Source organism: Ensifer adhaerens (assembly GCF_020035535.1).
Taxonomy (GTDB): domain Bacteria; phylum Pseudomonadota; class Alphaproteobacteria; order Rhizobiales; family Rhizobiaceae; genus Ensifer.
The window spans coordinates 525,933-552,471 of the sequence record NZ_CP083351.1 but is presented as its reverse complement, the minus strand read 5'-3'; the positions used below and the strand labels follow the sequence as shown (position 1 = coordinate 552,471).

The following is a 26,539-nucleotide window of genomic DNA, read 5'->3' as shown; positions in this document are numbered from 1 at the left end:
TCGTCAAGGATCGGATGCGCCTGTCGCGTTCTTTTTCGCCTGCATGGCCGCCTCGATCTGCTGGATGACCTTGATCGCTTCCTCAAGGATCGCACGCATTTCATCATCGTAGAGATGGACCGGTACTCCGCCGGCACGAATGACGTCCATGGTTTCGAGTGACGCAATTTGTCGTTCGGGCTGTCCGAGCACTTCCCAGCCCTCCTGGATCGTGACGTAGGCACGGGCGATCACGCTGAGCTTTTCACCTTCCGACAGGGCGTCAACGTGGAGCGCGGCACGGGTCAACTCGGCAATGACGTCTTCAGTACTTTTCATGCGTCCCCCAGCCGACTGTTGCGGTGAGACCAGCCTCTTTGCCAGAAGATGCTAACGTGTGGACCGGAGAAAATAAGGCCACGGTCCTATTGTGGGGTCCTGACGACGGCAGTCCGTGCTGCCTTGCTCCAGCGCTACTCGCTCGCAAGAGCGACCATCCTGGGCTCAGTTTTATACGAGAGCGCGTGCGCCGACTTGTTTAATGCCCCTTTTAATGGGCCATAAATCCGGTTCTCTGCCATAAATGACCCATTAAAAGGGTCAAACAAATTCAAGTCCCCTCACCTTGCAACGGTTACACGCCGAGAGAAATTGCCATGCCTTCCGGGGCGGCATACATCGCCATGTTCCTGCGCGATAGATCGAGATGCGCGCGAACCAACGCTTCCGCCCGGTCAGGGCTGGTAGAAGAAATGAACCCTGCCCTTCTCAAGCGATGAACGGTCATTGAGCGGCCCGAGATGGAAGACACCGCCCTTCTCCTCGACATAGGCCTTGATTTCGCTGTGATCCGGGTTGCCGGCGGCGTCAAAGCGCAAGCCAATCAGGTCGGCGACGAGCACGGTATAGGCGCGCGTCGGATCGTCCTTGCGCATCGAACCATCCGATGTCTTGAGCGCTTCGAAGGTAACGCCCTTCTTGGCCAGTTCCTCTTCAAGGACGACGATCTTGGCCCGCAGATAGGCGTATTTTAGATTTTCGAGGAGGGCGACGACGTCTTCCGGCTCGCGGATGCCGCCAACCCAGGCGCGATAGTCGCCTGGCGTGCCCGGGAAGGCGTTGACGTAGCGAGCAGCATCAAGACCCCGTTCGTACTCGCCGTTTGGATGGGTAATGCCCTCATAACCGAGCAGTTGCTTCGAGCGGGCAATGATGCGGGCGTGGATGTCGGGATCGAAAATCCCGTCGTCTTCGACCTTCAGGAGCGTCACTGCGGCGCCGCGGCGCTCAGGATCGGTCACCGTCAACGACAAAAGGGCGTTGGACTGGACCCATTCGTCGATCGCCTTGCGGTTGGCTGCCGAACGGCGGTTGAGGTCAACGACAGAGCCGACCCGGGCTTCAGACTGCAAAAGCCCGAACGTAGTCTCGGCAAAGGCAAGCGCGCTATAGGTGTTGATGACGCCACCAAGCATGCGGTCTTCGCTGGCGTCATAAAACGGTCCGGCGTCAACAGAGCGCTTGGCTGAAAAGGGTTGTCTCGGATCGACCGGCGGAGCGATCTTGAGCTGGCGCGGGATCGCCCAGGGGGGATCTTGCTGGTTCTTCTCGATGAGTGCCAGTGCATGCGGCGTAAACGAGGCGACGAAGTAGCCCGACACACCGCCGATCGCCTTCTGGAACGGCATGAACAGGCAGCATTTGGCCATCACTGCGGCCACCAGTTCGGGCTCCCACGGCATTGCCCCGAGCATCGAGGTCGCATCGAACACCGCATGACGGTGTTGCGGATCGCCGTCGATCCACTTCAGCAATTCGCCGATCTCGCGGCTGGTATAGGCATTGGCACCGGTCGTTTCGTGACCGACACCGACGAAGATCGAAACGCCAAGGCTGGTCAGCTCTTCTGCGGTTGGAATGATGCCTTCGCTGTCGGCGAAATGGATACGGCTCTCGCAACCGTTTTCGGCGAAGCGCTGCATCTCGATCAATTGGGTTGCCCAGGACTGGCGGAAGAAGCCAGCGGCCCTGGACGGATCGCTTTCCGGTCGCGGTGTGTCGACATAAATGCGCTGCGAGGCGTCATTTGCGTTCATCAGATGTTGCACGCAGACAGTAAAGCCACTGTGTCCGCCGCCGAGCCCGACGGCCATGCGATTGGTCTTCGGGAAACCGAAGTAGCGATGGATAGACCGCATCATGTCGGTGAGGATTTTGTCGGCCGGATAACCGCGGTGCATGCTGCGGGAGATCTCGGCGGTGGTGAAGCCGCCAATGTCATTCCCCCTGTCGTCAAACTTGCGATAGGTCTTCTCGATCCAGGCATCGAACGCCAGGCGCCGAAGGCGGCTGTCCACTTCGTCGGTGGCCGCATCCGTAATAGCTCCGACACCGAAGAAGGGATTGGATGGCAGTCTCGGAGCTCCGGAGTTTGTCAACTCGAGTGCCTTCAATCGCTGTTCCTGCATATGCGCAATGTTCATCGTGATCTGACTATCCGTTCTCGAGGCGAAGGATGACGCGCATAGTGGATGGATTGTGCGCCCGAGCCGACTTCATATGCGCCGCACGGCGCGCGAATTGCGTCATTGACGAAGTCGCGCAATGAGGTCCGTCAAGAGGGCGCCCTTGGGTGGCGCGGCCATTGTCGATCATCGGCCACAGGTTGTGAAGCGGTGACACTTTTGCGTAGCCATTGACTCGATCCTGTCTCTGGGGACAGGTAGGTCCTATAAAATACTCGCGACTGACGACGACTTGGTGTCTGGAGGAACTTCCCCAATTGAACAAAAAAAGCTCCGAGTTGGAAAACCTTGCGCGTGCGTTCTATCGGGATCACAAAAAGGTGCTGGGCCTCATCAAGGAGGACAATGCCGGTTCGGGCTTTGAGCCCGCCGTGCACAGGCTGTTTGGCAACAACCCGGCGCGAGAGAAGTTGGTCAGAATTGGCAACAGCGAGTTCATGTTTTCTGGCCTTACCAGGAGCCAGGTCAGCTTCCTGCCGGCGCGATGGCGTCAGGAATTTGACAAGACGAGGAGCACATGGCGTGGCTGCGAAAACTGGTGGGCAGGCTATCCGCTTATCAGCCTTGTCGAACTGCGGGCCGGCGATCTCGATGCCAAGGGATATCTCAGGCTGAATGCCGAAGTCGGCCCTGTTTCGAACCATCGTGTGCGCGCAGGTATCATCGAAGCCATCAGCACGGCCGCATCGGCAAAAGGCCTTAAGCGGATCCAGTTCTTGCCCGGTGCCTCTGACAAGGGACGGCTTTATTCGCGGTTCCTGCGGCGAAACTCGATTGCTCTGAGCGACATCAGCGATCCCGGAGAAATCGAAAGAAAATTCGTTGAGCTCATCAATGGCTTTGACGCGGAATTCGAGCTGGTCGCAGGCGCGATCGCGCAATTCCGACACCTCGACGACACGCTTTAGGCTGGCTGACAGATAAAGAAGCGACCCGGAAATGCGAGGTCACCACACCGCTCTGCGTTAACCATTTGTTAACCGATTCTGGTACAAAAATTTTAATGAAAGTGTTCGGCTCGACACCTCAAACAGATGTCGTGCGGGCAGCCTTGAGAACGGGTCTCCTCGGTTCTTGGGGTGACGGTCTCGCCATTATGGCGAGCACCCTCGTGGTTAACCGTTAAAAGTGTCCCACCATTGCTAGCCTTATTGTGCCGGACTGGTCGTTCAAGTCCGGGAGCTAGCCTATTCTTCGGGGCTTTTAACTTGAGCAGCATTCTAACAAATACCGCGGCAATGGCCGCGCTTCAGACATTGCGCACGATCGGCGGAGCTATGGCCGATACCCAGCAGCAGGTAAGTTCGGGCCTCAGAGTGCAGACCGCATCCGATAACGCCGCCTATTGGTCGATATCGACGACAATGCGCTCGGACAACAAGGCGATCTCGGCGGTAGCCGACGCACTCGGCCTTGCAGCAGCCAAGATCGACGTCGCCTACACAGCGGTTGATACGGTTATCGGGGTGCTCTCGGAATTCAAGGCCAAGCTCATTGCTGCCAAGGAGCCGGGTGTCGATGCCGCCAAGATCCAGGGCGAACTCGAACAACTGAAGGGCCAGCTTGTCAGTGTCTCGAAGTCGGCAAGTTTCAACGGCGTCAACTGGCTGGAGACCGACATTGCCAATATTAACGACAGCGACCTCAACAAGGTCTCGCTGACCTCGTCATTTATCCGGTCGGCGGATGGCGTCAGCATTGGCAAGACCGATTTCCATCTGTCAGAGATTGCGCTTTTCAACAGGACAGGTGGCGGTCTCCTACAGGCCGATACCCGCAAGATGCTGACCCTGGGCGGGATCAGGAACTACGACACCTATATGGATGCCCAAGGGCTCATCCATATGGACACGACAAACACCGCAAGCGGGGATCGCGCGGTCAAGGATTTCAATTTCACCGGGCCACTGACATTTGGCGCGAGCGACACCATCAGCTTTAGCATCACGGTCGACGCTGATAATCCGGCCGACCTGGACCCACCCCATAATCCTGGCAAGACCACGAACATCATCATCGACCGAGCGATGGTCGACACCCTGTTTCCGGCAGCAAATGGCGTCATTTCCAGCTATACGCAATACGCCTCGCTGCTTAACCACGCACTCGTCCAGGCAAATTCTGGGGCGCGGGCCACAACCTACTTTGACAACAACGGCGTTCCGATCCCCAATCGTATTGGCATTCAGACGCAGGAAAACTCCGGTCTTGATGGCTCGTCGGTCGAAATTTCCGGCTTTGCCAGCACTGTTGGATCTGGCGGCATGTCCGACTCCCTCCATTACGGCGTCCGCGGTTCGGGGATGTCACTCGCGTTTACGCCTTTTGAGGTCTACCCCGATGGCGACAACCTTGACGGCGTGGAAATGCGTTTCAGCTTCAGCGTGAACGGCGCACCATCAACGGACCACGTATTCGACCGCACCTACGTCAATTCGCTCCTTTCGAAGACCAACGGAAAAATCGAGACGTCGGACGAAATGGTGACCTTGCTGCAGTCTTTGATCAGCACAGACTGGCCGGATGTCATCATCGAGGCAACGAGCCCGTCTGCGATTTCAGTCCGTTCGGACAAGGCCGTGGACCGTCTGTCGGGTAGCAGAACCTCGATCGGGTTTACCGGCATCAAGGTCAGCATCGAGCCGCTCGCCGAGCAGAACCTGGTCGACATCGATATTGTCGCCAACCCGCAAAAGCTCGACATGTACATCGGCTATCTTGAGGTCGTTTCGGCTGACGTGATCGATGCTGGTGCGACGCTTGGCGCGCTTAAGACCCGCATCGACCTGCAGGAAGGCTTCGCGCAAACACTGATGGACACGATCGACAAGGGTGTCGGCCGTCTCGTCGACGCAGACATGAACGAGGCCTCGACAAGGCTCAAGGCACTTCAGGCGCAGGAACAGCTGGCAATACAGTCACTCCAGATTGCAAATTCCAATGCCGGCAACATCTTGCAATTATTCCGATGATCGCCCCAGGCTCCTATTATAAGTTGTAGGCGCAACGGATTTGCGATACGAGCGCGGTGTTTATCATACCGCCTCGTCCGCATCAGGAATTGCAATGAACGCGTCTACCTTATCCAGCACGGCGGCAACGGCCGGCGTGCTGACCATCTGCTTGGCCTTGACCGCATCGCCTGCCTTTTCCATCGACAAGATCAGCTTCGGCACCGATTGGCTGGCCGAGGCAGACCATGGTGGATTTTATCAAGCGCTTGCCGATGGGACCTACGCGAAATACGGCCTCGACGTTGAGATCAAACAGGGCGGACCGGGCGCACAAAACCGCGCTTTGCTTCTGGCAGGCAAACTCGATTTTTATCTCGGCACGCAGCAGGAACAACTGACCGGTGTCGAAGAAGGCATTCCCCTTGTCGATGTTGCCGCCTTCTATCAGAAGAACGCGCAGGTCATCCTGACCCATCCGGACGCCGACATCGAAACGTTCGGGGACATAGCAAGGCTCGAAACGATCTACATGACACACGGCGGGTTCGGCGCCTATTTCGAGTGGATGAAAGCCAATTTTACCGGTTTCCGCGACGAGCAATTCAAGCCCTACAATTTTTCATCCGCTCCGTTTCTGGCCGACACCCGCTCCGCGCAACAAGGGTTGATCACCGCCGAACCCTATGAAATCGAGCGACAGACGGGCAAAGAGCCGAAGATCTTCCTCCTTGCTGACAGCGGGTATGCGCCCTACGCCACGATGATCACAGTCCAGCAAAACCTCATCGATCGAGACCCCGATCTCGTGCAACGCTTCGTCGATGCCTCAATCGAGGGCTGGTACAATTATCTCTACGGGGACAATGCCGCTGCCAATGTGCTGATCAAGAAAGACAATCCGGAAATGACCGATGGCCAGATCGTGTATGCCATCGACAAGATGAAGCAATATGGGATCGTCGATTCCGGCGAGGCGCTCACCAAGGGCATCGGCTGTCTTTCCGCCGAACGCTACAAGCAGCTGTTCGACGCGTTGGTGAAGGTCAATCTGCTTCAGCCCGACACCGACTACACGAAGGCTTTTGATCCCCGCTTTTCGTGCAAGGGCGTCGGCATGTCGCTGAAAGAGAGATCTTGAGTTGGAAGCGTCGGATCATTTCCGAGGGTCCATCAGGGCTGCTCGCTTTCATGCCAGCGGCGAAGGGCGAGCGACGACATAATGGATGAGAGATAGAACATCGCCGCCCCGAGACCGGCAAGCAGGACGAGGCATGCAAACAGGCGCGGCATGTTCAGCCGGTATTGCGCTTCCAGCAGTCGAAAGGCCAGACCGGCATTATTACCGGCCTGCCCAGCCGCAAATTCTGCGACAATTGCCGCCACAAGCGCAAGGCCGCTTGCGATCTTGAGGCCTGCGAAGAAGCCAGGAAGGGCTGACGGCAGTTTCAGATAGAAGAGAGCCTGCCAGCGCGACGCGCCATAGGTTTTCAAGAGGTCGGTATGGTTTCGGTCAGCGCTTTTCAGTCCCTGCAACGTATTGAGCATGATCGGGAAGAAGGTGACGAGAAACGCACATATCAACTGCGCACTCCAGGGTGTCGGCGCATAGACCAGGATCAACGGTGCAATGGCAATGATCGGCGTTACCTGCAACGTTACCATGATAGGCGACAGAACCGTCTCAATCCATCGAGACTGTGCCAACATTACAGCGGCACATCCCCCTCCGCAGATGGCCAGGAGCAGCGCCACAAAAGTCGTTTGCATCGTCACCCAAAGCGCCGGACCCAAAACGCCCCAATCGGCAACAAGTGCCGCAACGACGGCATCGGGCCGCGGCAAAACGTAGGCCGGGATTTCCGACAGCTCGACATAGGCCGTCCAGCACGCAATCAGCGCGCATGCAGCAAGAAGATGCGCAAAGATGCGAAATGGGACTGCGTCCGGGGATATTTTCAAAATCTGCTTTACCTGGCCCTGATCAACCGAGGATTAGCGGGCTCTGGTTTCCCGAAGCTTGCGAGATGTCATCGGGCTCCATTCCAAATAAGGCAGTCGCAAGCAAAGTCCGCGATTTCCAGTTGGCTTTGAAAGTCAGTCGGCTGCCGTCCTTTTCTCCTCAGCGAGAAATCCACGCACCGCCAGACGACGGGCAGTCCTTGGATGGGGAAACTTGACGGGCTGCGGTGGTTCCGCCGACAGCGCCTCCCGGATGGCGTCAGCGATCGCAGAGACGACAAAGTCGGCTTGCGTTTCCTCAACGAGGAGCGCGTTTTTCGAAGCGTCGGTTTGATGGAGGTCCTGCCACAGGACTATGCCGACCCGCGAAGCTGGAGCCAACCGCTTGAGCCGACGGACAAGGAATTTGGCATGCCGCATGGATTCCCGGTCAAGGGCAGCAAGAACGATCGCGTGTCGCCCGTCGATGGGAAGCTCTCTGATTTTTTGTGGCTTCAGACCGTCGTGGCTGAAGTAGCTAACGTCGGCGCCTTGAACCCGCAGAACCTGGTGGAGCATCATCGCTGTGACGTCATCGAGTGCGCTGCGGCCTCCAAGGCAAAGCACGGATCGCCCTTCGCCCGAGGGAAGTTCGTAATCCTTTTCTTGTTCATCGGCGTCGCGCTCGGGATCTGCGCTTTTGTCTTCGTCTTCCTCTTCGAGCGCGATCTCCTCGAGGTTGGCAACCAGCGTGGTTGCGCTGTCAGCAACGCGCGCTCTTTGCTCTTCCGTCAAGGCACCACGGATACGATCACTCTCGGCAAGAAGCAGCGCCGGGATGGCGACCGTGTCGTAGAACTCGACGAGGTAGATTTCCTCGAGCATCTCCTCAGCGTTATCCGTTGCCTCGTCCGGGTCCCCTGCCAGCAAGCGCTGATAAAGGCGCTCCTTTGGATTGAGGACTGGCTCGTTACCCAACAGAATTTCGAGAAACTCGAACTGGCGGACATGCCGGCCGAGCACAACCAGACAAACGGTCAGTGGGGTGGATAACACCAGTCCGACCGGGCCCCAGAGCCAGGCCCAGAAGATGGCGGCAACGATGATCGCAAGTGGCGACAGGCCGGTGCGGGAACCATATAGCCAGGGCTCAACAATGTTGTTGCTCACAAGTTCAAGCGCAATGAACAGCCCGAGCGTCAGGACCACCAAGCTCCAGCCGGGTGCTGCCGCGAATGCCAGGAACAGAGGTAAAGCAGCAGCAATGACCGGTCCGATATAGGGCACAAAGCGCAGCACGATCGCCAGCATTCCCCACAAAAGCGCGTTTGGAATCCCTAAAAGCCAGAGGCCAATCGCAAGCGGCACCCCATAGGTTATGTTGACGACGAGCTGCATAAGCAAATACTGGCCCACGCGCGCTGCCGCATCCTGGAGCGCCTCGGTCGTTCGATGAAGATCGCCGTAGCCGACCAGGCGGATGAACCGGTCGCGCAGATCCTCGCGCTCAAACAACATGAAGATGACAACGACGATGACGAGGCCAGCGGTCGCCAAGGGACCAAGGAGCGGATTGATGACGCTCATCAGGATCTCAATGGGGCGCTGTGGCGAAAATATCTCTACCAAAAGTGGCTTTGGTTCAGGCACCGCAGCCGGCGACAAAGGCACATCTTTTTCAGGCTGGCTGAGCTCGACGCTGATCCGCTCCATGACCCGGCTCAGCCGATCGAGTATCTGGTTCTCTGATCCGGCTTCTTTAAGAGAGCGGACCTTCTCAACAATGTTCGACTGGTACTTCGGCACATCCCGAGCGACCTCGCTGATCTGCAGCGCGACAATGATGCCGAATGCGGTCAGGAACAGGAAAGCCAGCGTTACGGTTCCGACAACCGCGACTGAACGGGGGCAGCCGGCGCGGCGTAGCCTTGAGACGACCGGCGCAAGAGCAAAGGTCAAAAGGATGGCGATCGCCAACGGCAGGAAGACGTCGCGTGCAAAATAGAGCACCGCAACGGTTGCGGCACTCGCTGCAAGCGTTGGCAGCTTCGAAGTGTCGGCCGGGCCCCCTAACAACGTCACTGGATGCAAATCGGCGGCCAAATCGGCCGGCTCTTTTCCAATCTTGCGCGAAAATCTCAGCATCGAAACTCCCGTGACCATTCACTCGTGACGGAACTTGGACTTTCGCTGTCCCGAGCGCCCGCTTGGGCTCCGGGGTCTCAACCGCCGTCTTGATATATGGCGGTTCGCCGGCGTGCCGGGCCGAACCGCTCCAACCAAGAAGGTAATATTAGGACAGGCGCACAAATATGCCAAACAACGTCGCCGCGACGGGCAGGCCGCCTAATACGACGGTGCCGTGATCTTCGGCAGCGCTGATCCCTTTCACACCAACTGAAAGCTGTGGGCAGGGCCCGCGCGCCTAGTGGAGCCTGAGAATAGTAACACGCAGGTCATAGCCGAGAAGCCCGCTCGCGCAAGCCGGTGAAATACTCGCCATCGGCCGCTTCCGGATGATCAGAGGCGGCGCCATCGAGCAAGCGGCTGCGGGAGGCGAGCCGGTCTTGGTCTTTGCTTATCAAATCCCGGATATATGCACTGATCGTGCCATAGCGATCGGCGACCTGCTCGTCCGCGAAGGTCTTCAGGTCGTCCGGGAGATAGAGATTGATCGTGTTCATGATGATGACATGGCTTCAAAGGCATTTGCCAAGGCAACTGATAAGGAGAATGGCCGCCGTATTGCGGCGACCATTCCAAAATTTCGGGTTCAATGGAACCGCTGGTTATCGTACCAAGCGTCGACATCCTTCCTGGCCTGATCCTTCGCGTATCCGTAGCGCTCCTGGATCTTTCCTTCGAGCTGCTCGCGCTTGCCGTTGATCTGATCCAGGTCGTCGTCGGTCAACTTACCCCATTGTTCCTTGACCTTGCCCTTGACCTGCTTCCAGTTACCTTCGACACGGTTCCAATCCATGGCGTTATCTCCATTGTTGTTTCTCTTACTTCTGGAAAACGACACCATCCTCGTATTGTTCCCCAGGGGTTAATCGGAAATTGGAAATTCAATGGCCGAAGGCTCGCTTTGAAAAGTGTCCCGCGCGCAAAACTAACCGACGGGGGCGCGACCTTTGACTGTACCGCGGCAAACGGGCCCGCCGTCACCATGCCTCGTGAAGTGGCCCTCTGTTGGCCGCTCGGCGCCGTGCCAGAGGAGAATTCAGGTTCGCGCCGCAACGGTCCCGGCAAAAATCTTTGTCCCCGCAATGCAACTAGAGGAACAGATACGCGCCTTCGCGGTTCAACTGAGCGTGCCGGCATCGGGCCGGCGAATGGAGAACCCACATGATCTTGAAATCAATCGCTACCCTCACCTTCGTCGCAGCCCTTGCCACTGCTGCCTTTGCCCAGACGGATGTCGTTTGCGACGAAGCGGCACTTCTAAAGGCCGAGCAGCAGATCGGCCAGATCAACGATGGCGCAAAGAAAATCGAGTCCGCCAAGGAACTGGACATGGCCAAGCAAGCCATGGCGGCCAACGACGTGGAAAAGTGCAAGTCACATCTGAGCAACGCCATCAAGGGCATGGATGCGATGTGATTTGCGGGAGGACCTTATTCGTACCATTGCACGAATGATCGACTGAAAGCGGCGCGGGGTCATTGGTTCGCCATGTTAGACGGCGTATCTTGGCCTCGCGAACTGCCAGACGACCAAGGGTGCCCCTTGCCTCAGAATTCCCCGATAATAAAATCGCTCCTCGGTAGCTCCGGTCCGGTTGAAGCACGCGAACGCGAGGTCGCCAAGGCTAAGGCGATCAACGCGCTACTAATCCGGCCGATTGGGATCCTGCCGGCAAAGCCCGGCGATCCGATACGACCGTTTGCCCTTGGCCTTTGGGCGGAGACCCGTGTTCTTTTGAAACCGGAAATCAGCGTTTCGACCCTTCGCAAGGCGACCGGGGCTTATGTGCACTGCAGAACCTACCAGATGGCGGTCGCACGGCCGGGCTCCATCCGTCACGACATAAAAGGCAAACCGGTCGAGCCGATATCGGACGCCGACCGATTGGACGCACGGAAAAAATACGAAAATTTCAGGACGCGTGATGGTTCGGGCCGGCGAAAGGTCCGCCATGCCGGCTGAGTTCGTTCCCAGGCGCATCATCAGCGCCATGTTTGCAGAGCAATCTGACGGGGCCGGGGCCTCCCTCCTTCACGCCTCACGGATGCGAGGCGCGCCGCGTCCTTGCCCCGCAAGGAAATTCAATACCCGCCGACGATCGGGAGGATTTCGCCGGTGATGTAACTCGACATTTGCGAGGAGGCGAGGAAGACATAGGCAGGCGCAATCTCCTCAGGTTGGGCCGCACGTTTCATTGGCGTATCGGCGCCGAATTTCTCGACGTCCTTCGCCTGCTTGTCCGACGGATTAAGGGGGGTCCAGACAGGGCCTGGGGCAACGGCATTCACGCGGATGCCCTTGGGCACGAGTTGTCCCGACAGAGCCCGGGTGAAAGCATGAATGCCGCCCTTGGTCATGGAATAGTCGAGGAGTTCCTTCGAGCCGTTAAGACCAGTAACCGACCCCGTATTGATGATGGCGGAACCGTTCTTCATGTGGGGAATTGCGGCCTTTGCCATGTAGAAGTAGCCATAAAGGTTCGTTTTCAGCGTCTCATCGAAGTGCTCGTCGGTGAGGTCTTCGATATTCAATGTGTGAACCTGGAAGGCGGCGTTGTTGACGAGGATGTCCAGCCGGCCAAACTGCGTGATGGTCCTTTCAACCGCGTGCCGGCAGAAGGTCGCGTCCTTGACGTCGCCGCTGATCACGAGGCACTTACGACCCTCCTTCTCGACCGCCGCTCTCGTGTCTTCTGCATCCTGCGCTTCTTCGAGATGAAGGATCGCGACATCTGCGCCCTCCCGGGCAAAGAGGACCGCGACAGACCGGCCGATGCCAGAGTCACCCCCGGTGATGAGCGCAACCTTGTCCTTCAACTTGTCTGAGCCCTTGTAAAAAGGCGCGTCGTACATGGGCGAAAGCGGCAGATCAGCCTCCGATCCCGGCTTGTCCTGATGCACCTTTGGAAGCGGCGGCTCGGGATATAGGCGGGCACCTGCCTGCATTGCACCGGGAGGTTTCCGCGGCTTCTTTTCGTCGGCCCTCTCGACCTGCTTTTGAATCTTTCGCTGCGTCTTGCCAGTTTCGGATTTCATTGCCACCTCCTTGTTTGAAGAAGGAAGAACGCCGGTGGTGCGAAAAAGTTTGGTACGATCTGCAATTCGGAACGCGCGAGGCGCGAATAGTTCGCGCGACAGCTTCATCTTCGCCTGTCGCAGTGAAGGCTACGGATTAAACGACGCTATTGCGGGAGGTCAGTCTTGAGATGTCGGCAGCCAGGCCTCGCTCGCCGAACCGGGCTCAACATCAACATGCTCGAGATCGGGGCGGGTGTCTTCAAGCGCTTGCAGCACCTTGGCGCCAAACCAGACACCATGAGCGTCAGGGCTGTCGGCCATTTCCAGCGAACGCGGGACCTTCATCCCGGACTCATTCCGGTCACCTTCGTGACCGCCAAATGCCCTGTCAGCACTCGTTTCGGAACCCGGATCCGCCTCAAGGCCGAGCATGGCCTTCAACGCGCTGAACTCGCGAACGCCCCCTTGATAATAGCCAAAAATACGCCTGGCGATTGCTTCGGCTGCCTCACAATCCGGCGCAAGGCGACACTCTTGAAGGATGTCACGAAACATCCGCTCGACCTCATCCATTTCATGAGGAAAAAGGGCTGTGGGTTTGCTGGTGGAAAACATTGCGTAGCGTCCTTGAGCCGGTGAGCGATCGCCGAAGCCCAGTCTGCGCCGACAATAAAGACTAGGGGTCCCTTGCAGGGAGGGCAACCCGATAAATCTAGCAAACGGCCCAGGCCTGGTCGCTCGGGACCAACACGTTCAGGCAAGATTGGCTCCGCCCGTTCCGATCGAAAGTATCACCGAAAAGCGGCCTCATGAGCGAGGGCTGCCCCCGTCAGCGTCAAGAAGCCGGCGGCCGGACGACGAGCGCTCGTCTAACGGTGGTCTGCAGTTGCACTTGTGTGAACGGCTTTGTCATGCGCAAGAGCTCAGGCAGCCCATCGTCGTCAGGAAGTTCGGAATAGCCAGAGGCGATAATGACCGGCAGGCCAGGATATGACGAGAAAATCAGACGCGCGAGTTCCACGCCCGTCATGCCTGGCATGGCTTGATCGCTAACGACCAGGTCAAATCGCTGCCCCGAATCAAGGATCTCGAGTGCGGCGGCTGCCGACGATGCCTCGACAGTCGCGTGCCCAAGGTCCTCCAGCATGGCGGATGTGCCCATGCTGACGAGCGGGTCGTCGTCTACCACAAGTATTGTGAGGCCGCGATGCAATGGGGCAGCCTCATGGTGCAAGTCCGGTGTCGGCGTGGGGGCTGCGGCCCCATCTTCCGCGACCGGAAGCCAAAGTGACACGGTCGTTCCCATCCCCAATTTGCTCTCCAGGCCCAATGTCCCACCAGACTGGGCTGCAAGACCATGGACCATGGACAGGCCAAGGCCGGTCCCTTTTCCTTGTCCCTTCGTCGTGAAAAACGGTTCAGCAGCGCGGGCCAGGGTAGCCTCATCCATGCCTTCGCCACTGTCCGACACCGAGAGCCTTACGTATCTGCCGGCTTTAAGGTTATTAGGTGGCGTCCCGGGTTCCTCTTCTGCCGAAACGACGAGTGAACCGCCTCCGGGCATCGCATCGCGTGCGTTCACAAACAGATTGAGCAAAGCAAGTTCGAGCTGGTTACGGTCGACCAGCAGCGGGGGCAGCGCGCTCGAGATGCGTTTCCTGGTATCTATCCCCGGGCCGAGCGCTCTGCTGAGCAACTCCTCCACATTTTGAAATAGGTCGAGAAAATCCACCGCCTGCGGCTTCAACTCCTGGCGGCGGGCAAACGCGAGCAAGCGTTGGGTCAGCGCGGCGCCACGTTCGGCCGCCTGTATGGCGTTTTCAACAAGCCGCTCGCTTTTGCCATCTTCGGGAAGCCGCTTTTTGAGAAGCTGAAGGCTGCCAAGGATCGCCATGAGAAGGTTGTTGAAGTCATGAGCGACGCCACCGGTCAATTGGCCAACAGTGTCAAGCTTTTGCGCCTCAAATAGCTGCGCAAGCGCCGCTTCGCGCTCTCGGGTCCTTTGATTGATTCTCACTTCCAATTCTTCATTGAGCTGTCGCAACTGGCTTGCGGAGGCCTCCAGTTCGTCGGTTCGCTCGCGCACCCGGTTTTCAAGGTCGACATTGAGACGTTCCAGCTCTCTCGACTTGCGATAAAGATCTGCAAACACCCTGACCTTTGCGCGCAAGACTTCGGGAACGACGGGCACCGCGACGTAATCGACGGCCCCTGCCGCATAGCCCCGCAATCGATCGGGCTCGGCCATCATGATGGCAGACACAAAGATGATTGCGGTATTTTGATACCGCGGATGCTCCCGGATCATGCTGACAAGCTCGAAGCCGTCCTGTTCCGGCATGCAAACGTCGACGAGAATAACTGCGATCTCATTGCGCAGAAGATGCTCCAGGGCTTCGCGACCCGATTGCGCCTTGATGAGGTTTTCCCCCAGGTCCTGGAGAACCACTTCATAGCTCATCAACTTTGCCGGCTGGTCGTCTACCAAAAGGATGTTGACGGGATTCATGACCAAATCCTCAGCGGTGCAGCCACATACGCAGTGCCGACAGCAATTGCTCGGTATTGACGGGTTTGGCGAGATAATCCGACGCACCCGCCTCGAGGCACTTTTCTCGATCGCCCTTCATTGCCTTTGCGGTCAGCGCCAGGATCGGAAGACGCCGGAACTTCAGGTCCGAACGGATGACCTGCATCGTCTCGTAACCGTCCATTCCAGGCATCATGATATCCATCAGCACGATTGCGACGGTCGGCTCTTGACCAAGAACCTCAATTGCCTCGCTGCCGGTCGTTGCCGTCAGCACCCGCATGCCGCGCCGTTCCAATACGCTGCTAAGGGCAAAAATGTTACGCGCATCGTCATCGACGAGCAACACGGAGACACCCAGCAGGTCTTCATCTGAGCTATGCAAATCTTCAAGCAATGCCTGCATTGCGGGGGGCATGTCTGCAACGATCCGGTGGAGAAAAAGTGCCGTCTCGTCCAATAGACGCTCTGGCGATTCTACGCCCTTCACGACGACGCTCCGCGCCATCGTGCGCAACTGTGCGTCCTCAGCCGGGGTGAGCGCGCGGCCGGTGAACACGACCACCGGCACCTCACCAATGTCTTGGTCGTCGCGGATTTTTTCAAGAACCTCAAACCCGCTCATGTCAGGAAGCGTAAGATCCAGAACCACGCAATCAGCCGGGCTCTCCTTAAGGGCCGAGAGCGCCTCCCCGCCCGACCCCACGCTCAAGATATCGATGTCATGGTCACCAAGCAGCGCAGTTACGCTCAAGCGCTCGGCTTCGTTGTCCTCAACGAGAAGAAGCTGTTTGCGACGGGGCTCGGCATAGGATTTTAGGCGGGATAAGGCCTTGCCCACGCTATCGGTGGTGGTGGGTTTCGTCATAAAAGCGAAAGCACCGCGCGTCAGTCCATGCTGCCGGTCGTCGTCGAGACTGATGATCTGGACCGGGATATGCCGCGTCGCAGGGCTTTGCTTCAGATGGCTAAGGACAGTCCATCCCGACATGTCGGGCAGGAAAATGTCGAGCGAAATCGCAGCAGGTTTGTATTCCTGTGCAAGATCAAGGGCTTCGCTGCCAAGCGTCGTCACAAGAACCTTAAAGCCGTTGTCATGGGCCAAATCGACAAGTACCCGCGCATAGTGGGGGTCGTCTTCAACGATCAGTAGGATTGCGTCGCCCGGTCCAATCACACCGCGATCGTCGAAAACCGGTTCCTGCGTCCGATCAGCCCGACGTGCCGCCGCCACCTCTGCAAGCTGCACGACATTGCTGGAGGCTGGAAGGTGTCTCGCGTTGGTCGACGCACCGACATAGCTCAGTGGCAAGTAGAGGACAAACGCGCTGCCGATGCCTGGCGTGCTTCGCAGCTGGATTTCTCCTCCAAGGAGATTTGCGAGTTCCCGGCTAATGGCAAGCCCAAGCCCCGTCCCCCCGTATTTGCGACTGGTAGAGGCATCCGCCTGCTGGAATGCCTCGAAGATGATGCGCTGTTTTTCCGGTAGGATTCCAATTCCAGTATCCACGACTTCGAAAGCGACCACCAGGGGAGCATGTTGCAAAGAGGCGTGGTCACAGGACCAGCCTTTTGCCAGGGCAACTTTCAGGGTTACCCCTCCTTCGGCGGTAAACTTGAAGGCGTTGGAAAGCAGGTTCTTGAGGATCTGCTGTAGTCGCTTGGAGTCCGTGATGATACTCTTTGGGACGTCCTGGGTGATTTCCACGGCATAAGACAGGTTTCGATTTTCGGCTTCGTGCCGGAACGGCCGCGACATCACCTCAAGCAGGTTGTTGATGAAAATCTCCTCGGCATCGACCGAAACCGTGCCGGACTCGATTTTGGAGAGGTCGAGGATATCGCTGATCAGGTTGAGCAGATCCGTGCCGGCGCCGTGGATCGTTTTGGCGAACTCCACCTGCCTCGCCGACAGGTTACCATCGGGATTGTCACCCAGTTGCTGGCCGAGGATCAGGATCGAATTCAGTGGCGTGCGAAGCTCGTGCGACATGTTGGCGAGGAATTCTGATTTGTACTTTGATGTCAGGGCGAGCTCCGTAGCCTTTTCCTCCAGCGCTCGGCGCGCCTGCTCGATTTCCTGGTTCTTGCCTTCCACCTCGACGTTTCGTTCCTCCAGCTGCTGCGCCTTTAGCTCCAGTTGTTCGTTCGTCTGCTGCAACTCCTTCTGCTGGGTCTGAAGCTCGGTCGCCAACTGCTGCGACTGCTTCAACAGCCCTTCGGTCTGCATCGTCGCTTCGATCGAGTTGAGTACAATGCCGATCGACATCGTCAACTGGTCAAGGAAAGATAATTGAAGTTCCGTAAAGTCGCCGGCGGACGCGAGCTCAATCACCGCCTTGACCTGCCCTTCGAATTGAACGGGTAGCACAATGGCGCTCTTGGGAGGCGCGGAGAATACGCCTGAGGTGATGGGGATCACGTTTTCCGGTAAGTTGGTGATGAGTATCCTGCGGGTATCGGTCGCGCACTGTCCGATCAGCCCCTGCCCGAATGCCAGGCGGGCGGGATGTGTCGCATCTGTACCGTCGGCATAAGCGGACAGCAGGGAAAGCGTCGGCTGGCGCTCTTCACCGTCGACCTGATAAATAACGCCCTGGTGAGCGCCCACGAGCGGCGCCAGTTCGGACAAAAGCATCTTCCCGACCAATGCCAGATCGCGCTGGCCTTGAAGCATATTGGTGAAGCGGGCAAGATTGGTCTTTAGCCAATCCTGCTCGGTATTGCGTTCGGTCGTGAGCCGCAGATTGCCGATCATGGTATTGATGTTGTCCTTGAGTTCGGCTACCTCCCCGCGAGCTTCGACTTGGATGGAACGCGTAAGATCACCCTTCGTCACAGCAGTTGCCACTTCGGCGATCGCGCGTACCTGCGTCGTCAGATTGGCAGCCAAGAGGTTGACGTTGCCTGTCAGGTCCTTCCAGGTACCCGCGGTGCCGGGAACATGCGCCTGCCCGCCGAGGCGGCCTTCGACACCTACTTCGCGCGCAACGCTGGTGACCTGATCGGCGAAGGTCGCTAGGGTGTTGGTCATATTGTTTATAGTTTCGGCAAGGGCCGCGACTTCGCCCTTAGACGCGACCGTCAGGTTTTGCTTCAGATCGCCGTTCGCGACCGCCGTTACTACCTTAACGATGCCGCGGACCTGCTCGGTAAGATTGGCCGCCATGACATTCACCGTGTCGGTCAGATCCTTCCAGGTTCCGGCAACACCTGGCACCTGCGCCTGACCGCCAAGCTTGCCTTCCGTTCCCACTTCACGCGCTACGCGCGTCACTTCGCCGGCGAAGGCGTTGAGTTGATCCACCATTGTGTTGATGGTGTTCTTGAGTTCGAGAATTTCGCCCTTCACGTCCACCGTTATTTTCCGGGACAGGTCGCCACGCGCGACCGCCGTCGTGACTTCCGCGATGTTGCGGACCTGGGTCGTGAGGTTGGCGGCAAGCAGATTAACGTTGTCGGTTAGGTCCTTCCATGTGCCGGCTACACCGGGGACGACTGCCTGGCCGCCCAGGCGACCGTCGGTTCCGACCTCCCGCGCCACGCGGGTTACCTCGCCCGCAAAGGAGCGCAGCTGATCGACCATTGTGTTGAGGGTGTCCTTTAGGAGAAGGATCTCGCCGCGAACATCGACGGTGATCTTGCGCGAAAGATCGCCTCGCGCGACGGCAGTGGTGACTTCGGCAATGTTCCTGACCTGGCCTGTCAAGTTGGACGCCATGAAATTGACGTTCTCGGTGAGATCCTTCCAGGTTCCGGCGACCCCTGGAACCTGCGCTTGTCCGCCGAGCTTGCCTTCGGTTCCGACTTCTCGGGCAACACGGGTGACTTCGGATGCGAACCTGTTCAACTGGTCCACCATCGTGTTGAGCGTTTCCTTCAGCTGCAGGATCTCCCCTCTCACATCGACGGTGATCTTGCGCGAAAGGTCGCCGTTGGCGATGGCGGTCGACACCTCGGCGATGTTGCGAACCTGCGCAGTCAGGTTTCCGGCCATCGAGTTGACGGAGTCCGTCAGGTCCTTCCACGTGCCGGCAACGCCGAGCACGTTTGCCTGGCCGCCGAGCCGCCCTTCCGTGCCGACCTCCCGTGCAACGCGCGTCACCTCCCCGGCAAACCCGTTCAACTGGTCGACCATCGTATTGACGGTTTCCTTGAGCTCCAGGATTTCGCCCGATACCGTAACGGTGATCTTCTTCGACAGGTCCCCTTGTGCGACGGCGGTTGCGACCTCGGCAATGTTTCGGACCTGAGCAGTCAGGTTCGATGCCATGGAATTGACTGAATCCGTCAGATCTTTCCACGTCCCGGCGACACCCCGCACGTTGGCCTGACCGCCAAGGCGACCTTCCGTGCCGACTTCTCTTGCCACCCGCGTGACTTCGGAAGCAAAAGCGTTCAGGCGGTCCACCATCGTATTGATGGTTTCCTTGAGTTCGAGGATCTCGCCCTTGACATCTACGGTGATCTTCTTGGACAGATCGCCATTGGCGATTGCCGTCGATACTTCGGCGATGTTGCGCACTTGTGCCGTCAGATTTCCTGCCATCGAGTTGACGTTTTCGGTCAGGTCCTTCCACGTGCCGGCAACGCCGCGCACATTCGCCTGGCCGCCGAGCCGTCCCTCAGTTCCAACTTCACGCGCCACGCGCGTTACTTCGGATGCAAACGCATTGAGCTGGTCGACCATCGTGTTGATGGTTTCCTTGAGTTCCAGGATTTCGCCCGAAACGGTAACCGTGATCTTCTTGGACAGGTCCCCGTTGGCAATGGCTGTGGACACCTCGGCGATGTTGCGCACCTGAGCTGTCAGGTTGGAAGCCATCGAGTTGACGTTATCGGTAAGATCCTTCCAGGTCCCCGCCACGCCTGGCACCTGGGCCTGCCCACCGAGGCGTCCTTCGGTGCCCACTTCGCGGGCAACGCGGGTCACTTCGCCGGCAAATCCGTTTAGCTGATCGACCATCGTGTTGATGGTCTCCTTGAGCTCCAGAATTTCTCCCGACACGTCGACGGTGATCTTGCGAGAAAGGTCGCCTCTGGCAACGGCAGTCGTCACTTGTGCAATGTTTCGAACCTGTGCTGTCAGGTTGCCACACATAGCGTTGACAGAGTCCGTCAGGTCCTTCCACGTGCCAGCGACTCCGGGAACAAGCGCCTGCCCCCCGAGCTTTCCTTCCGTCCCAACCTCGCGCGCAACGCGGGTCACCTCCGATGCAAAGGAACGCAACTGGTCGACCATCGTGTTAATGGCCTCTTTCAGCTGCAGGATTTCACCGCGGACATCGACGGTGATCTTTTTGGAAAGGTCTCCATTGGCAACTGCGATCGTAACATCCGCGATGTTGCGCACTTGCGCCGTAAGATTTGACGCCATCGAGTTGACGCTTTCAGTGAGGTCTTTCCAGACGCCGGTCACTTCGGGGACCTGAGCCTGGCCGCCGAGCTTGCCGTCCGTACCCACCTCGCGAGCAACCCGGGTGACTTCCGACGTGAAGACACTCAGCTGTTTGATCATCGTGTTGACGATGCCAGCCGACCGCAGGAATTCACCTTTCAAGGGCCGGCCATCGACGTCGAGCGGAACGGTTTGCAGGAGATCGCCTTTTGCGACCGCGGCAATCGTTCGAGTGACCGCCGCCGTCGGCCAGACAAGATCGTCAATCAGGGTATTGATCGAGCCTTCCATGGCCGACCACGAACCATCGGTAAGGCCGAACCTGACGCGTGTGCTCGTGCGCCCGTCCCGACCAACGACCTGGCCGACATGCTCGAGCTGTTGCGCCATTTTCTGGTTGGCGGCGATGATATCGTTGAACGTATCGGCTATTTTTCCGGCAACTCCGTCCAGGTCTGACCTCATCCTTACCGAGAAGTCGCCCTGCTTCATGGCAATCAGCGCTTCCACCAGCGCCCGGGCTGCTTCACCTGCCATCGGAGCCGGCTCAAGACGGTCTACCGACCCGACTTGAGCACGCCGAACGTCCTCGCTTTGTCTACCCACCTCAATGATCTCCGTTGAGCAAGATGAGATCTAGTGCTCCAACCGGAAGCGGAAAGCCCTTGCATCAATGGTTGGAACATCGCTGGCTTGAATCGGTTTGCATCGATTGAACAAACCGCAACAAGGAGATGCACAATGCCCCGCGGCGACAAGTCGTCCTATACGGACAAACAGAAACGTAAAGCTGAACATATAGAGGAAGGATACGAAGATCGCGGCGTGTCGAAAGGCGAGGCCGAGCGGCGCGCTTGGGCGACGGTAAACAAGGAAAGTGGTGGCGGTAAGAAATCGGGTTCCGGTCGGGGTCACGCCGAACACCACGCCTCATCTAAAAAGGGCGGGCACAAGGGCGGAGCGGCGTCGGCTCATCGCTCCAAGGACGAGCGCTCGGCTTCGGCCAAAAAGGTGGCAGCCACCCGCAAGCGTAACGACCAGCACGCTCACCACTGATCGCTCTAAAAGCCGTGACACATCCAAGGCGAATCCGCCTAAAACAAGAGCGGCGCCCACCGAAAACCCCGAAGTCGCGCCCGCAAGTAGCTGGCGCGCGCTCAACAAGTCGGCGAGGGAAACCCACGGCTCAAATAGATCGATCCCAGGGCTCCAAAGCGCCACGGCAAATCGGTCGCCTTGCTGATGCCGATGCGCGGCCCTTTGGAAACCTCCATTACACCCTGTCGAGGAGAAAGGCATAGTGGACGGGAAAAGACAGAGCGACCATTAAGGTGCTGCGTGACTGCCAGCGCCTGGCAAAGTCGCCCCGGCCCCGCGCAAAGTATCCTGTCGTTGAGCGTCCCGCGCCGCAGCCGCATCGTTTCGAGGCCTGAAGATGGCTCGAGCGCCCGGATGAGCACGGCACTTGCTTCCTCGCACACGAAGTTAAGACACCAATGCAAGCCATAGGATTTATAGACATAGATCGTGCCCGCTGGGCCAAACATAGAGCTATTGCGTATGGTTTTGCCGCCGAAGCTGTGCGAGGCAGGATCGTCGCGTCCATAAGCCTCGGTTTCAACGATTTTGCCACCCACTCCATCGATTTTAAGGAAACTGCCGATCAAGGCTTCCGCAACGGTAGCGGCATCACGTTCGAAAAAAGCGGGCGTGATCAATGAACTCATTTCGCTTTTAAATCCCGTAGAGACGCAACACATGGAGCGCCTCGTGCTCAACCAAGGATCATCGTCCCGGATAAGGAGCAAATGCAAATTGCGTTTGCTTGACCAGCATACCCAAAAAGACATCATTTGGTGAAGCGGTCTATTGACTTCGGCAGTTGGGGGCCTATCCGCTCACCGTCAACATATGCATAGCCTGTGATGGCGTCACTACCATTGCCCTGGAAAACTCGGGATGGTCCGGCAGTCTTCCGAAACATTCGTCGCAAGTGACAAACACATCCCGTCGATTGTACTCATGTGCCCAGAACGCCTGGACGTCGCCAAGGCGGCCACGCCATTTCCAAGCGTCCGGACTGGCTATGTCCTTCCGGTCCAACCCCTTTGCCGCTGCATAGTCAGACCACCTTGAGTGCATTCCCGGAAAAAGGACCTTGAAGACAAGTCGCTCCCGATGAACGGTGACCTCATCGCCCAACACACCAAAGCCCGGAAACGTAAAACCGTGTTTTGCCAGCGGCGGCAGAAGAAAGATCGTCCCCAGGCCGACATCGATCATCCGTTTGCGAAAATCGGCGAACCGGGCAAGATGTTGACCGCAGGGGTGTACCTCGGAGGAACTTGACGCAAGCATTGCAATATCGGCCTCCCCCTTTCTTGCCGCTTCGACGAGCGCCTCCACATCCCGGTCGACATGCCCGTTTTCATTGTAGCCAGCCAAGCATTTCGTATCGATCGTGAAACGCCTCATGTCTAGCCTTTCATAGCAGGCTGGGCAGTCGCCAACGAAATCGTCCGCTCGGGCATGGTCGCCCCTCGTAGCCGGCCGACGGACCGCAAAATCGGCACGTATGCCGCATCCCCTTGGATGAAGGTCTCGCCTAAAAGTTCCCGACTTTTTTAACTGCCAGGAGGGGATCGAGCCTTAAGAAGGCGACTTAAACCAGCAGCATCGATCCAACCCTTGTCTGCACTCTCAACGCCCTCCCATAGCCATGCGCGGCACACCGGCCCGCTGACGGAGCGCAGTCCACAAGTCCAGCGCGGGTGAATGAAGAAGCGACGTCGTACAACCACCTCGCTGCACGGCACACGCTATTGCGAAGTCTCCACCGATGATGGCGACCATCTGGTCGCTTTCATTCGACAGAGCGTCTCCAGCCATGAGGTAGGCGGTCGCAACCGAGATCGAGATCAGCATGACAATCGTTGGAAGGCACGTGGGGGACTTTGCCGCTGACGAATTATGGCATTTTCGTTCGAACATTCGCAGATCCTCAATCCGGTCTTTGACAACCGCCTGGCGTCGTAAGAAATTAACGCGACGCGACCTCCCGACAACGCAGTTCAGACCTTTGCGCAGGCGTCATCGGACTGAAGTCCCATGGCGGAACCTTTTCGTGCACCCTAGGTTCGGATAACCCTTCTAATCCTGCCCCCATCGAAGGGCTGCGGGCCCGTTTCTCAGCGCCCCAAAATGGGCTCCTAGAATTGTCACAGGAACGCAAATTCTCAATCGTTGCCCAAGGCAAGGAACGATTACCTCACCGGCCTCGCGCACTGGCGGGGCCGTTTTTTTTTCGGGAAAGCGGCTCCAGGAGACGTGTCCCCCTTCAGCAACAATCGGCCCTTCTTCCCCCGCCAATCGTTCCGACCCGGACCGCATTTTGAAGTTCGAAAGCTAAAGGTCGAACAATTCAGCGCGCCTTGCCCGTTCCTTTGAACGGCCATCGAAGTGCGGCATAATCCCATGTGGCTGCTGTTACGAGACTGGTTGTAGCGCCAAGGTTCAACAGATAAGTGGGGAAGTATTGAAACGTTGCCAAGAGCAGCCCTATCGTGACAAGCGCTCCTGCGTGAGAAACCGGCAAGCGACGGATCGCAGAGACCTTCACCCATATACTCCCACACAGAAAGAGAGCCGGGCCGCCCAACACAACAAAGGCCGTCTTCAGATCGGCATCCTCCTGGGCGTGTGAGAGGGAATAATCTTGGCCCACGGCCGTCAAGATGATGCCCGCCACGATCGGGAGGTGCCCGTAAGTGAAGAGGTTGTGGGCGACAGGTTCCAGCTCGGCCGCATTGTCGGCTTTTTCGGCCGCAGCCTCCTGTCCTTCGTTGAAGTAAACCCACCACATGGCAACTGTGCTGACAAAGGCGCTGCAGAAAACCACGAAGGTCAAATCCCCTCCCATGTAGTCCGCAGCGTTTCGGCCGGTCGTCAAGATGGTCTCGCCGAGACAGATAATCACAAAGAGCGCACACCGCTCCGCCAGGTGCTCGCCGGACAGTATCAACATTTGTCGGGGCGCTCTTCCAAGGACCGGAACCCAATAGTGAAGAAGAGGCGCCGCGTATTCAGTGGCGATGGCTGTCATCCAGGCGATTACTCTCGCCTCGAAGGGCAGGAATGCTCCGGCGATCCACAGCGCCCCGGAAATCATTGCCCAAAGAGTGATGCGGACAAAGGTGCCGGCAGTCTCGTCACTCTCACGTCTGAATGCCGCAACTGTAAAAATCGAACGCCCGATTTGTATTGCCGAATAGGCGGCTGCAAAGGCAAACGCGTGGTTGCCGAACGCATTGGGAAGGGCAATCGCCATGAGGATGCCAGCGAACATCGAAGCAAAGAGCATGTAGCGGACCGGATCGCTGTCCGGGTTTAACAAATTGGTCACCCATGTGGTGTTGATCCAAAGCCACCAGATCGCAAGGACGAGCAGGAGTGCCTCGCCGGCCGTTGCCGACGTAAAATCGGCAGCCAATGTGTGGGAAAGCTGAATAAGGCCAAAAACGAAGACCAGATCAAAAAAAAGCTCAGGGAAGCTCGCCTTCGTCTCTTGAGCATCCCGGCCGCGAATCCAGCTCGGGCGTCGTTCCTCGGCACTCATCTTCGCCAGTCCTTAAGGATTCGCGAATTGCCGCGAACCGCCTCATAGCGGGCAAATAGAGGCATGAACCGCGCTCTCAAGGCGCAACAGCCTTTGCCACGTTCAAGGTGCACCGTAAGCTCTCACTGAGGGGTCGGAGGGTGGGTTTCGTAATTCGGCCAATAAGCGCGTTCTTTCAAACGGAGAAGGAAAATTGGTCAGTGACAAGGTGGCCGCACGTTGAGGGTCGAAGCTGTTCCCTCCCAAGGAAAGAAACAGCCTCTGAAAAGTTAGTCGATGACCCGGATAATCTTGCGCGTGCCGGGGTCTACCAGCACGGTGCGGTTGTCGACGACGACATATCGATAGCTGACGTCCGGCGCATCAATAGTATGGAGTTCGACCTTTTCCGGAACGACGGAGCCAACATTGAGCTCCACGCCGGGAAGAGAGATGGAAGCAATCGGCTTTTTCTTTACGTACTCGCGCACGACCGTTTCCTGGGCCGGGGTGATAATAACTGTTTGTTGCGCCAAGGCGATGCCCGAGGCGCCGAGTAGAAACAGACCTGCGAAGGCGGAACTGAAAAGCGTCTTCATGTTCTTCTCCAGTCTCGATGTTGCAGCCCCCACTCTCTATGCGGGAACGACTAACCAACGCAGGCGCTGAATAGGCGTTCCCGATGCCGGACTTCAGTCCGAAGAGCCCGGACGATGGTCTGCAGGGGCTATCGGACTATCGTCCGATGCGAACACGAGGTCGCGCAGGGCACCGTGAGGCGCCCGCCGCAAGGCCCCGACGCAATTGAAACTTCAACCGAAAGGATGATGCCAAAAGGGGTATTCTCGAGGACATAATCGGCGCATACTTGAACCGTCGCCGGGGATCGGGCACCCACGGTTGGAAATATGATGGCGTGGTTGCCCAAGAATCGCGGAGCCTCCCGCATGTTTGATCGACGCGGATCTGGATACATACTTCCTGATGGCTTCGCTGTCGTTTCCGCGGCTTTTAACCGGGTTGCAGATGCTCGGCAGATCGCTCGGCAAAGTGACGAGGGCCAGCGTTTGGCCCGACACGCGCTCCACCTTTACATGGGTGGGACGCGGGAGACTTGGGAACTCGAACTTAGACTGAGCACGACTTGCCCTGTCGATCATTGTCCAAGAGCAAATGGCAACACCGAGGTCGTGGATTTCTTGCCCGAACTGACAGCCTGGTCCCGGAGCCTCACAGCCTCGCAGGAGGCCGCAACAGCGCTCGCCGAGCAGACCTTGGAGTATGCAATCGCCCATATGGACGAGTTCCTCGCGGCAAAAGATGTCAGAGAATGGTTGGTACCGTTGATGGTCGAATTGCGCCTCGGCCGTGGTCGTGGCGTACGTCTGCCCTAAATCGTTATGAAAGTCGCAGGCCA

At 57.9% G+C, this 26,539-nt stretch carries 21 protein-coding genes; 7 read left to right on the top strand and 14 right to left on the bottom strand.

Translation table 11 applies throughout. The annotated features are described in order from the left end of the window. Positions 1-3: 3 nt before the first annotated feature. Together LAC81_RS37260 and LAC81_RS37255 are read right to left on the bottom strand one after the other, a co-directional pair. A complete protein-coding gene (locus tag LAC81_RS37260; RefSeq protein ID WP_223730589.1) occupies positions 4-318 on the bottom strand; it encodes a hypothetical protein in 315 nt (104 codons plus the stop codon). Between the two features lie 395 nt (positions 319-713). Continuing rightward, positions 714-2,462, bottom strand: a complete 1,749-nt coding sequence (locus tag LAC81_RS37255) for a hypothetical protein (RefSeq protein WP_223730588.1) — start codon at positions 2,460-2,462, stop codon at positions 714-716. A gap of 320 nt (positions 2,463-2,782) precedes the next feature. Here LAC81_RS37255 and LAC81_RS37250 point away from each other — a divergent pair, with 320 nt between their 5' ends. From LAC81_RS37250 to LAC81_RS37235, 3 genes are all read left to right on the top strand, one after another. After that, complete coding sequence (locus tag LAC81_RS37250; RefSeq protein ID WP_223730587.1) at positions 2,783-3,412, top strand: hypothetical protein; 630 nt, start codon at positions 2,783-2,785, stop codon at positions 3,410-3,412. A gap of 171 nt (positions 3,413-3,583) precedes the next feature. Then, positions 3,584-5,476, top strand: coding sequence for a flagellin (locus tag LAC81_RS38695; RefSeq protein ID WP_419195920.1), 1,893 nt, complete (start codon positions 3,584-3,586; stop codon positions 5,474-5,476). Between the two features lie 94 nt (positions 5,477-5,570). Further along, positions 5,571-6,596: an ABC transporter substrate-binding protein gene (locus LAC81_RS37235; protein WP_223730586.1), complete on the top strand. Its 1,026-nt coding sequence runs from the start codon at positions 5,571-5,573 to the stop codon at positions 6,594-6,596. A gap of 32 nt (positions 6,597-6,628) precedes the next feature. Here LAC81_RS37235 and LAC81_RS37230 read toward each other — a convergent pair whose 3' ends face one another. From LAC81_RS37230 to LAC81_RS37215, 4 genes are all read right to left on the bottom strand, one after another. Further along, positions 6,629-7,417 carry an ABC transporter permease gene (locus LAC81_RS37230; protein ID WP_419195919.1) on the bottom strand — a complete coding sequence of 263 codons (789 nt, stop codon included), beginning with the start codon at positions 7,415-7,417 and terminating at the stop codon, positions 6,629-6,631. 135 nt (positions 7,418-7,552) lie between these two features. Continuing rightward, entirely contained in the window at positions 7,553-9,541 is a 1,989-nt protein-coding gene (locus LAC81_RS37225; protein ID WP_223730585.1) for an AI-2E family transporter, read from the bottom strand. 311 nt (positions 9,542-9,852) lie between these two features. Beyond that, positions 9,853-10,080, bottom strand: a complete 228-nt coding sequence (locus LAC81_RS37220) for a ribbon-helix-helix domain-containing protein (RefSeq protein ID WP_223730584.1) — start codon at positions 10,078-10,080, stop codon at positions 9,853-9,855. Positions 10,081-10,169: 89 nt separating this feature from the next. Then, positions 10,170-10,376 (bottom strand): CsbD family protein, encoded by a 207-nt coding sequence (locus tag LAC81_RS37215; protein ID WP_223730583.1) that lies wholly within the window; start codon positions 10,374-10,376, stop codon positions 10,170-10,172. A 368-nt stretch (positions 10,377-10,744) separates the two neighbouring features. Between LAC81_RS37215 and LAC81_RS37210 the strand changes: the two genes are divergently transcribed. Together LAC81_RS37210 and LAC81_RS37205 are read left to right on the top strand one after the other, a co-directional pair. Then, the gene (locus LAC81_RS37210; RefSeq protein WP_223730582.1) at positions 10,745-10,999 is read left to right on the top strand and encodes a hypothetical protein; all 255 of its coding nucleotides are present in this window, start codon (positions 10,745-10,747) and stop codon (positions 10,997-10,999) included. A gap of 72 nt (positions 11,000-11,071) precedes the next feature. After that, positions 11,072-11,545: a ProQ/FINO family protein gene (locus LAC81_RS37205; RefSeq protein ID WP_223730581.1), complete on the top strand. Its 474-nt coding sequence runs from the start codon at positions 11,072-11,074 to the stop codon at positions 11,543-11,545. 119 nt (positions 11,546-11,664) lie between these two features. Here the strand turns inward: LAC81_RS37205 and LAC81_RS37200 are convergent, their stop codons facing one another. The 4 genes from LAC81_RS37200 to LAC81_RS37185 form a co-directional block, all read right to left on the bottom strand. Beyond that, positions 11,665-12,618: an SDR family oxidoreductase gene (locus LAC81_RS37200; protein WP_223731061.1), complete on the bottom strand. Its 954-nt coding sequence runs from the start codon at positions 12,616-12,618 to the stop codon at positions 11,665-11,667. A gap of 159 nt (positions 12,619-12,777) precedes the next feature. Beyond that, complete coding sequence (locus tag LAC81_RS37195; RefSeq protein WP_223730580.1) at positions 12,778-13,215, bottom strand: hypothetical protein; 438 nt, start codon at positions 13,213-13,215, stop codon at positions 12,778-12,780. Positions 13,216-13,435: 220 nt separating this feature from the next. Continuing rightward, on the bottom strand, positions 13,436-15,109 hold the full coding sequence (locus tag LAC81_RS37190) for a response regulator (RefSeq protein ID WP_223730579.1): 1,674 nt from the start codon (positions 15,107-15,109) through the stop codon (positions 13,436-13,438). A 10-nt stretch (positions 15,110-15,119) separates the two neighbouring features. After that, complete coding sequence (locus LAC81_RS37185; RefSeq protein WP_223730578.1) at positions 15,120-21,065, bottom strand: HAMP domain-containing protein; 5,946 nt, start codon at positions 21,063-21,065, stop codon at positions 15,120-15,122. Positions 21,066-21,269: 204 nt separating this feature from the next. Between LAC81_RS37185 and LAC81_RS37180 the strand changes: the two genes are divergently transcribed. After that, positions 21,270-21,584: a plasmid stabilization protein gene (locus tag LAC81_RS37180; RefSeq protein ID WP_223730577.1), complete on the top strand. Its 315-nt coding sequence runs from the start codon at positions 21,270-21,272 to the stop codon at positions 21,582-21,584. Positions 21,585-21,685: 101 nt separating this feature from the next. On the opposite strand, the gene LAC81_RS37175 is transcribed toward LAC81_RS37180, so the two are convergent. The 4 genes from LAC81_RS37175 to LAC81_RS37160 form a co-directional block, all read right to left on the bottom strand. Continuing rightward, positions 21,686-22,255, bottom strand: coding sequence for a DNA-3-methyladenine glycosylase (locus LAC81_RS37175; RefSeq protein ID WP_223730576.1), 570 nt, complete (start codon positions 22,253-22,255; stop codon positions 21,686-21,688). Positions 22,256-22,418: 163 nt separating this feature from the next. Next, positions 22,419-23,003 carry a hypothetical protein gene (locus LAC81_RS37170; protein WP_223730575.1) on the bottom strand — a complete coding sequence of 195 codons (585 nt, stop codon included), beginning with the start codon at positions 23,001-23,003 and terminating at the stop codon, positions 22,419-22,421. Between the two features lie 946 nt (positions 23,004-23,949). Then, on the bottom strand, positions 23,950-25,143 hold the full coding sequence (locus tag LAC81_RS37165; RefSeq protein WP_223730574.1) for a low temperature requirement protein A: 1,194 nt from the start codon (positions 25,141-25,143) through the stop codon (positions 23,950-23,952). A 269-nt stretch (positions 25,144-25,412) separates the two neighbouring features. After that, the gene (locus LAC81_RS37160) at positions 25,413-25,721 is read right to left on the bottom strand and encodes a DUF1236 domain-containing protein (protein ID WP_223730573.1); all 309 of its coding nucleotides are present in this window, start codon (positions 25,719-25,721) and stop codon (positions 25,413-25,415) included. 348 nt (positions 25,722-26,069) lie between these two features. Here LAC81_RS37160 and LAC81_RS37155 point away from each other — a divergent pair, with 348 nt between their 5' ends. After that, positions 26,070-26,516: a hypothetical protein gene (locus LAC81_RS37155; protein ID WP_223730572.1), complete on the top strand. Its 447-nt coding sequence runs from the start codon at positions 26,070-26,072 to the stop codon at positions 26,514-26,516. Positions 26,517-26,539: the final 23 nt, after the last annotated feature.

What these genes read in the sequence shown, in the direction of transcription:
- LAC81_RS37255 (WP_223730588.1), bottom strand. Translation starts at nt 2,462, where the DNA reads ATGAACATTGCGCATATGCAGGAACAGCGATTGAAGGCACTCGAGTTG.
- LAC81_RS37190 (WP_223730579.1), bottom strand. Translation starts at nt 15,109, where the DNA reads ATGAATCCCGTCAACATCCTTTTGGTAGACGACCAGCCGGCAAAGTTG.
- LAC81_RS37200 (WP_223731061.1), bottom strand. Translation starts at nt 12,618, where the DNA reads ATGAAATCCGAAACTGGCAAGACGCAGCGAAAGATTCAAAAGCAGGTC.
- LAC81_RS37220 (WP_223730584.1), bottom strand. Translation starts at nt 10,080, where the DNA reads ATGAACACGATCAATCTCTATCTCCCGGACGACCTGAAGACCTTCGCG.
- LAC81_RS37155 (WP_223730572.1), top strand. Translation starts at nt 26,070, where the DNA reads ATGTTTGATCGACGCGGATCTGGATACATACTTCCTGATGGCTTCGCT.
- LAC81_RS37205 (WP_223730581.1), top strand. Translation starts at nt 11,072, where the DNA reads ATGTTAGACGGCGTATCTTGGCCTCGCGAACTGCCAGACGACCAAGGG.
- LAC81_RS37215 (WP_223730583.1), bottom strand. Translation starts at nt 10,376, where the DNA reads ATGGATTGGAACCGTGTCGAAGGTAACTGGAAGCAGGTCAAGGGCAAG.
- LAC81_RS37225 (WP_223730585.1), bottom strand. Translation starts at nt 9,541, where the DNA reads ATGCTGAGATTTTCGCGCAAGATTGGAAAAGAGCCGGCCGATTTGGCC.
- LAC81_RS37165 (WP_223730574.1), bottom strand. Translation starts at nt 25,143, where the DNA reads ATGAGTGCCGAGGAACGACGCCCGAGCTGGATTCGCGGCCGGGATGCT.
- LAC81_RS37170 (WP_223730575.1), bottom strand. Translation starts at nt 23,003, where the DNA reads ATGAGGCGTTTCACGATCGATACGAAATGCTTGGCTGGCTACAATGAA.
- LAC81_RS37175 (WP_223730576.1), bottom strand. Translation starts at nt 22,255, where the DNA reads ATGAGTTCATTGATCACGCCCGCTTTTTTCGAACGTGATGCCGCTACC.
- LAC81_RS37210 (WP_223730582.1), top strand. Translation starts at nt 10,745, where the DNA reads ATGATCTTGAAATCAATCGCTACCCTCACCTTCGTCGCAGCCCTTGCC.
- LAC81_RS37195 (WP_223730580.1), bottom strand. Translation starts at nt 13,215, where the DNA reads ATGTTTTCCACCAGCAAACCCACAGCCCTTTTTCCTCATGAAATGGAT.
- LAC81_RS37185 (WP_223730578.1), bottom strand. Translation starts at nt 21,065, where the DNA reads ATGGCAGGTGAAGCAGCCCGGGCGCTGGTGGAAGCGCTGATTGCCATG.
- LAC81_RS37160 (WP_223730573.1), bottom strand. Translation starts at nt 25,721, where the DNA reads ATGAAGACGCTTTTCAGTTCCGCCTTCGCAGGTCTGTTTCTACTCGGC.
- LAC81_RS37260 (WP_223730589.1), bottom strand. Translation starts at nt 318, where the DNA reads ATGAAAAGTACTGAAGACGTCATTGCCGAGTTGACCCGTGCCGCGCTC.
- LAC81_RS37235 (WP_223730586.1), top strand. Translation starts at nt 5,571, where the DNA reads ATGAACGCGTCTACCTTATCCAGCACGGCGGCAACGGCCGGCGTGCTG.
- LAC81_RS37180 (WP_223730577.1), top strand. Translation starts at nt 21,270, where the DNA reads ATGCCCCGCGGCGACAAGTCGTCCTATACGGACAAACAGAAACGTAAA.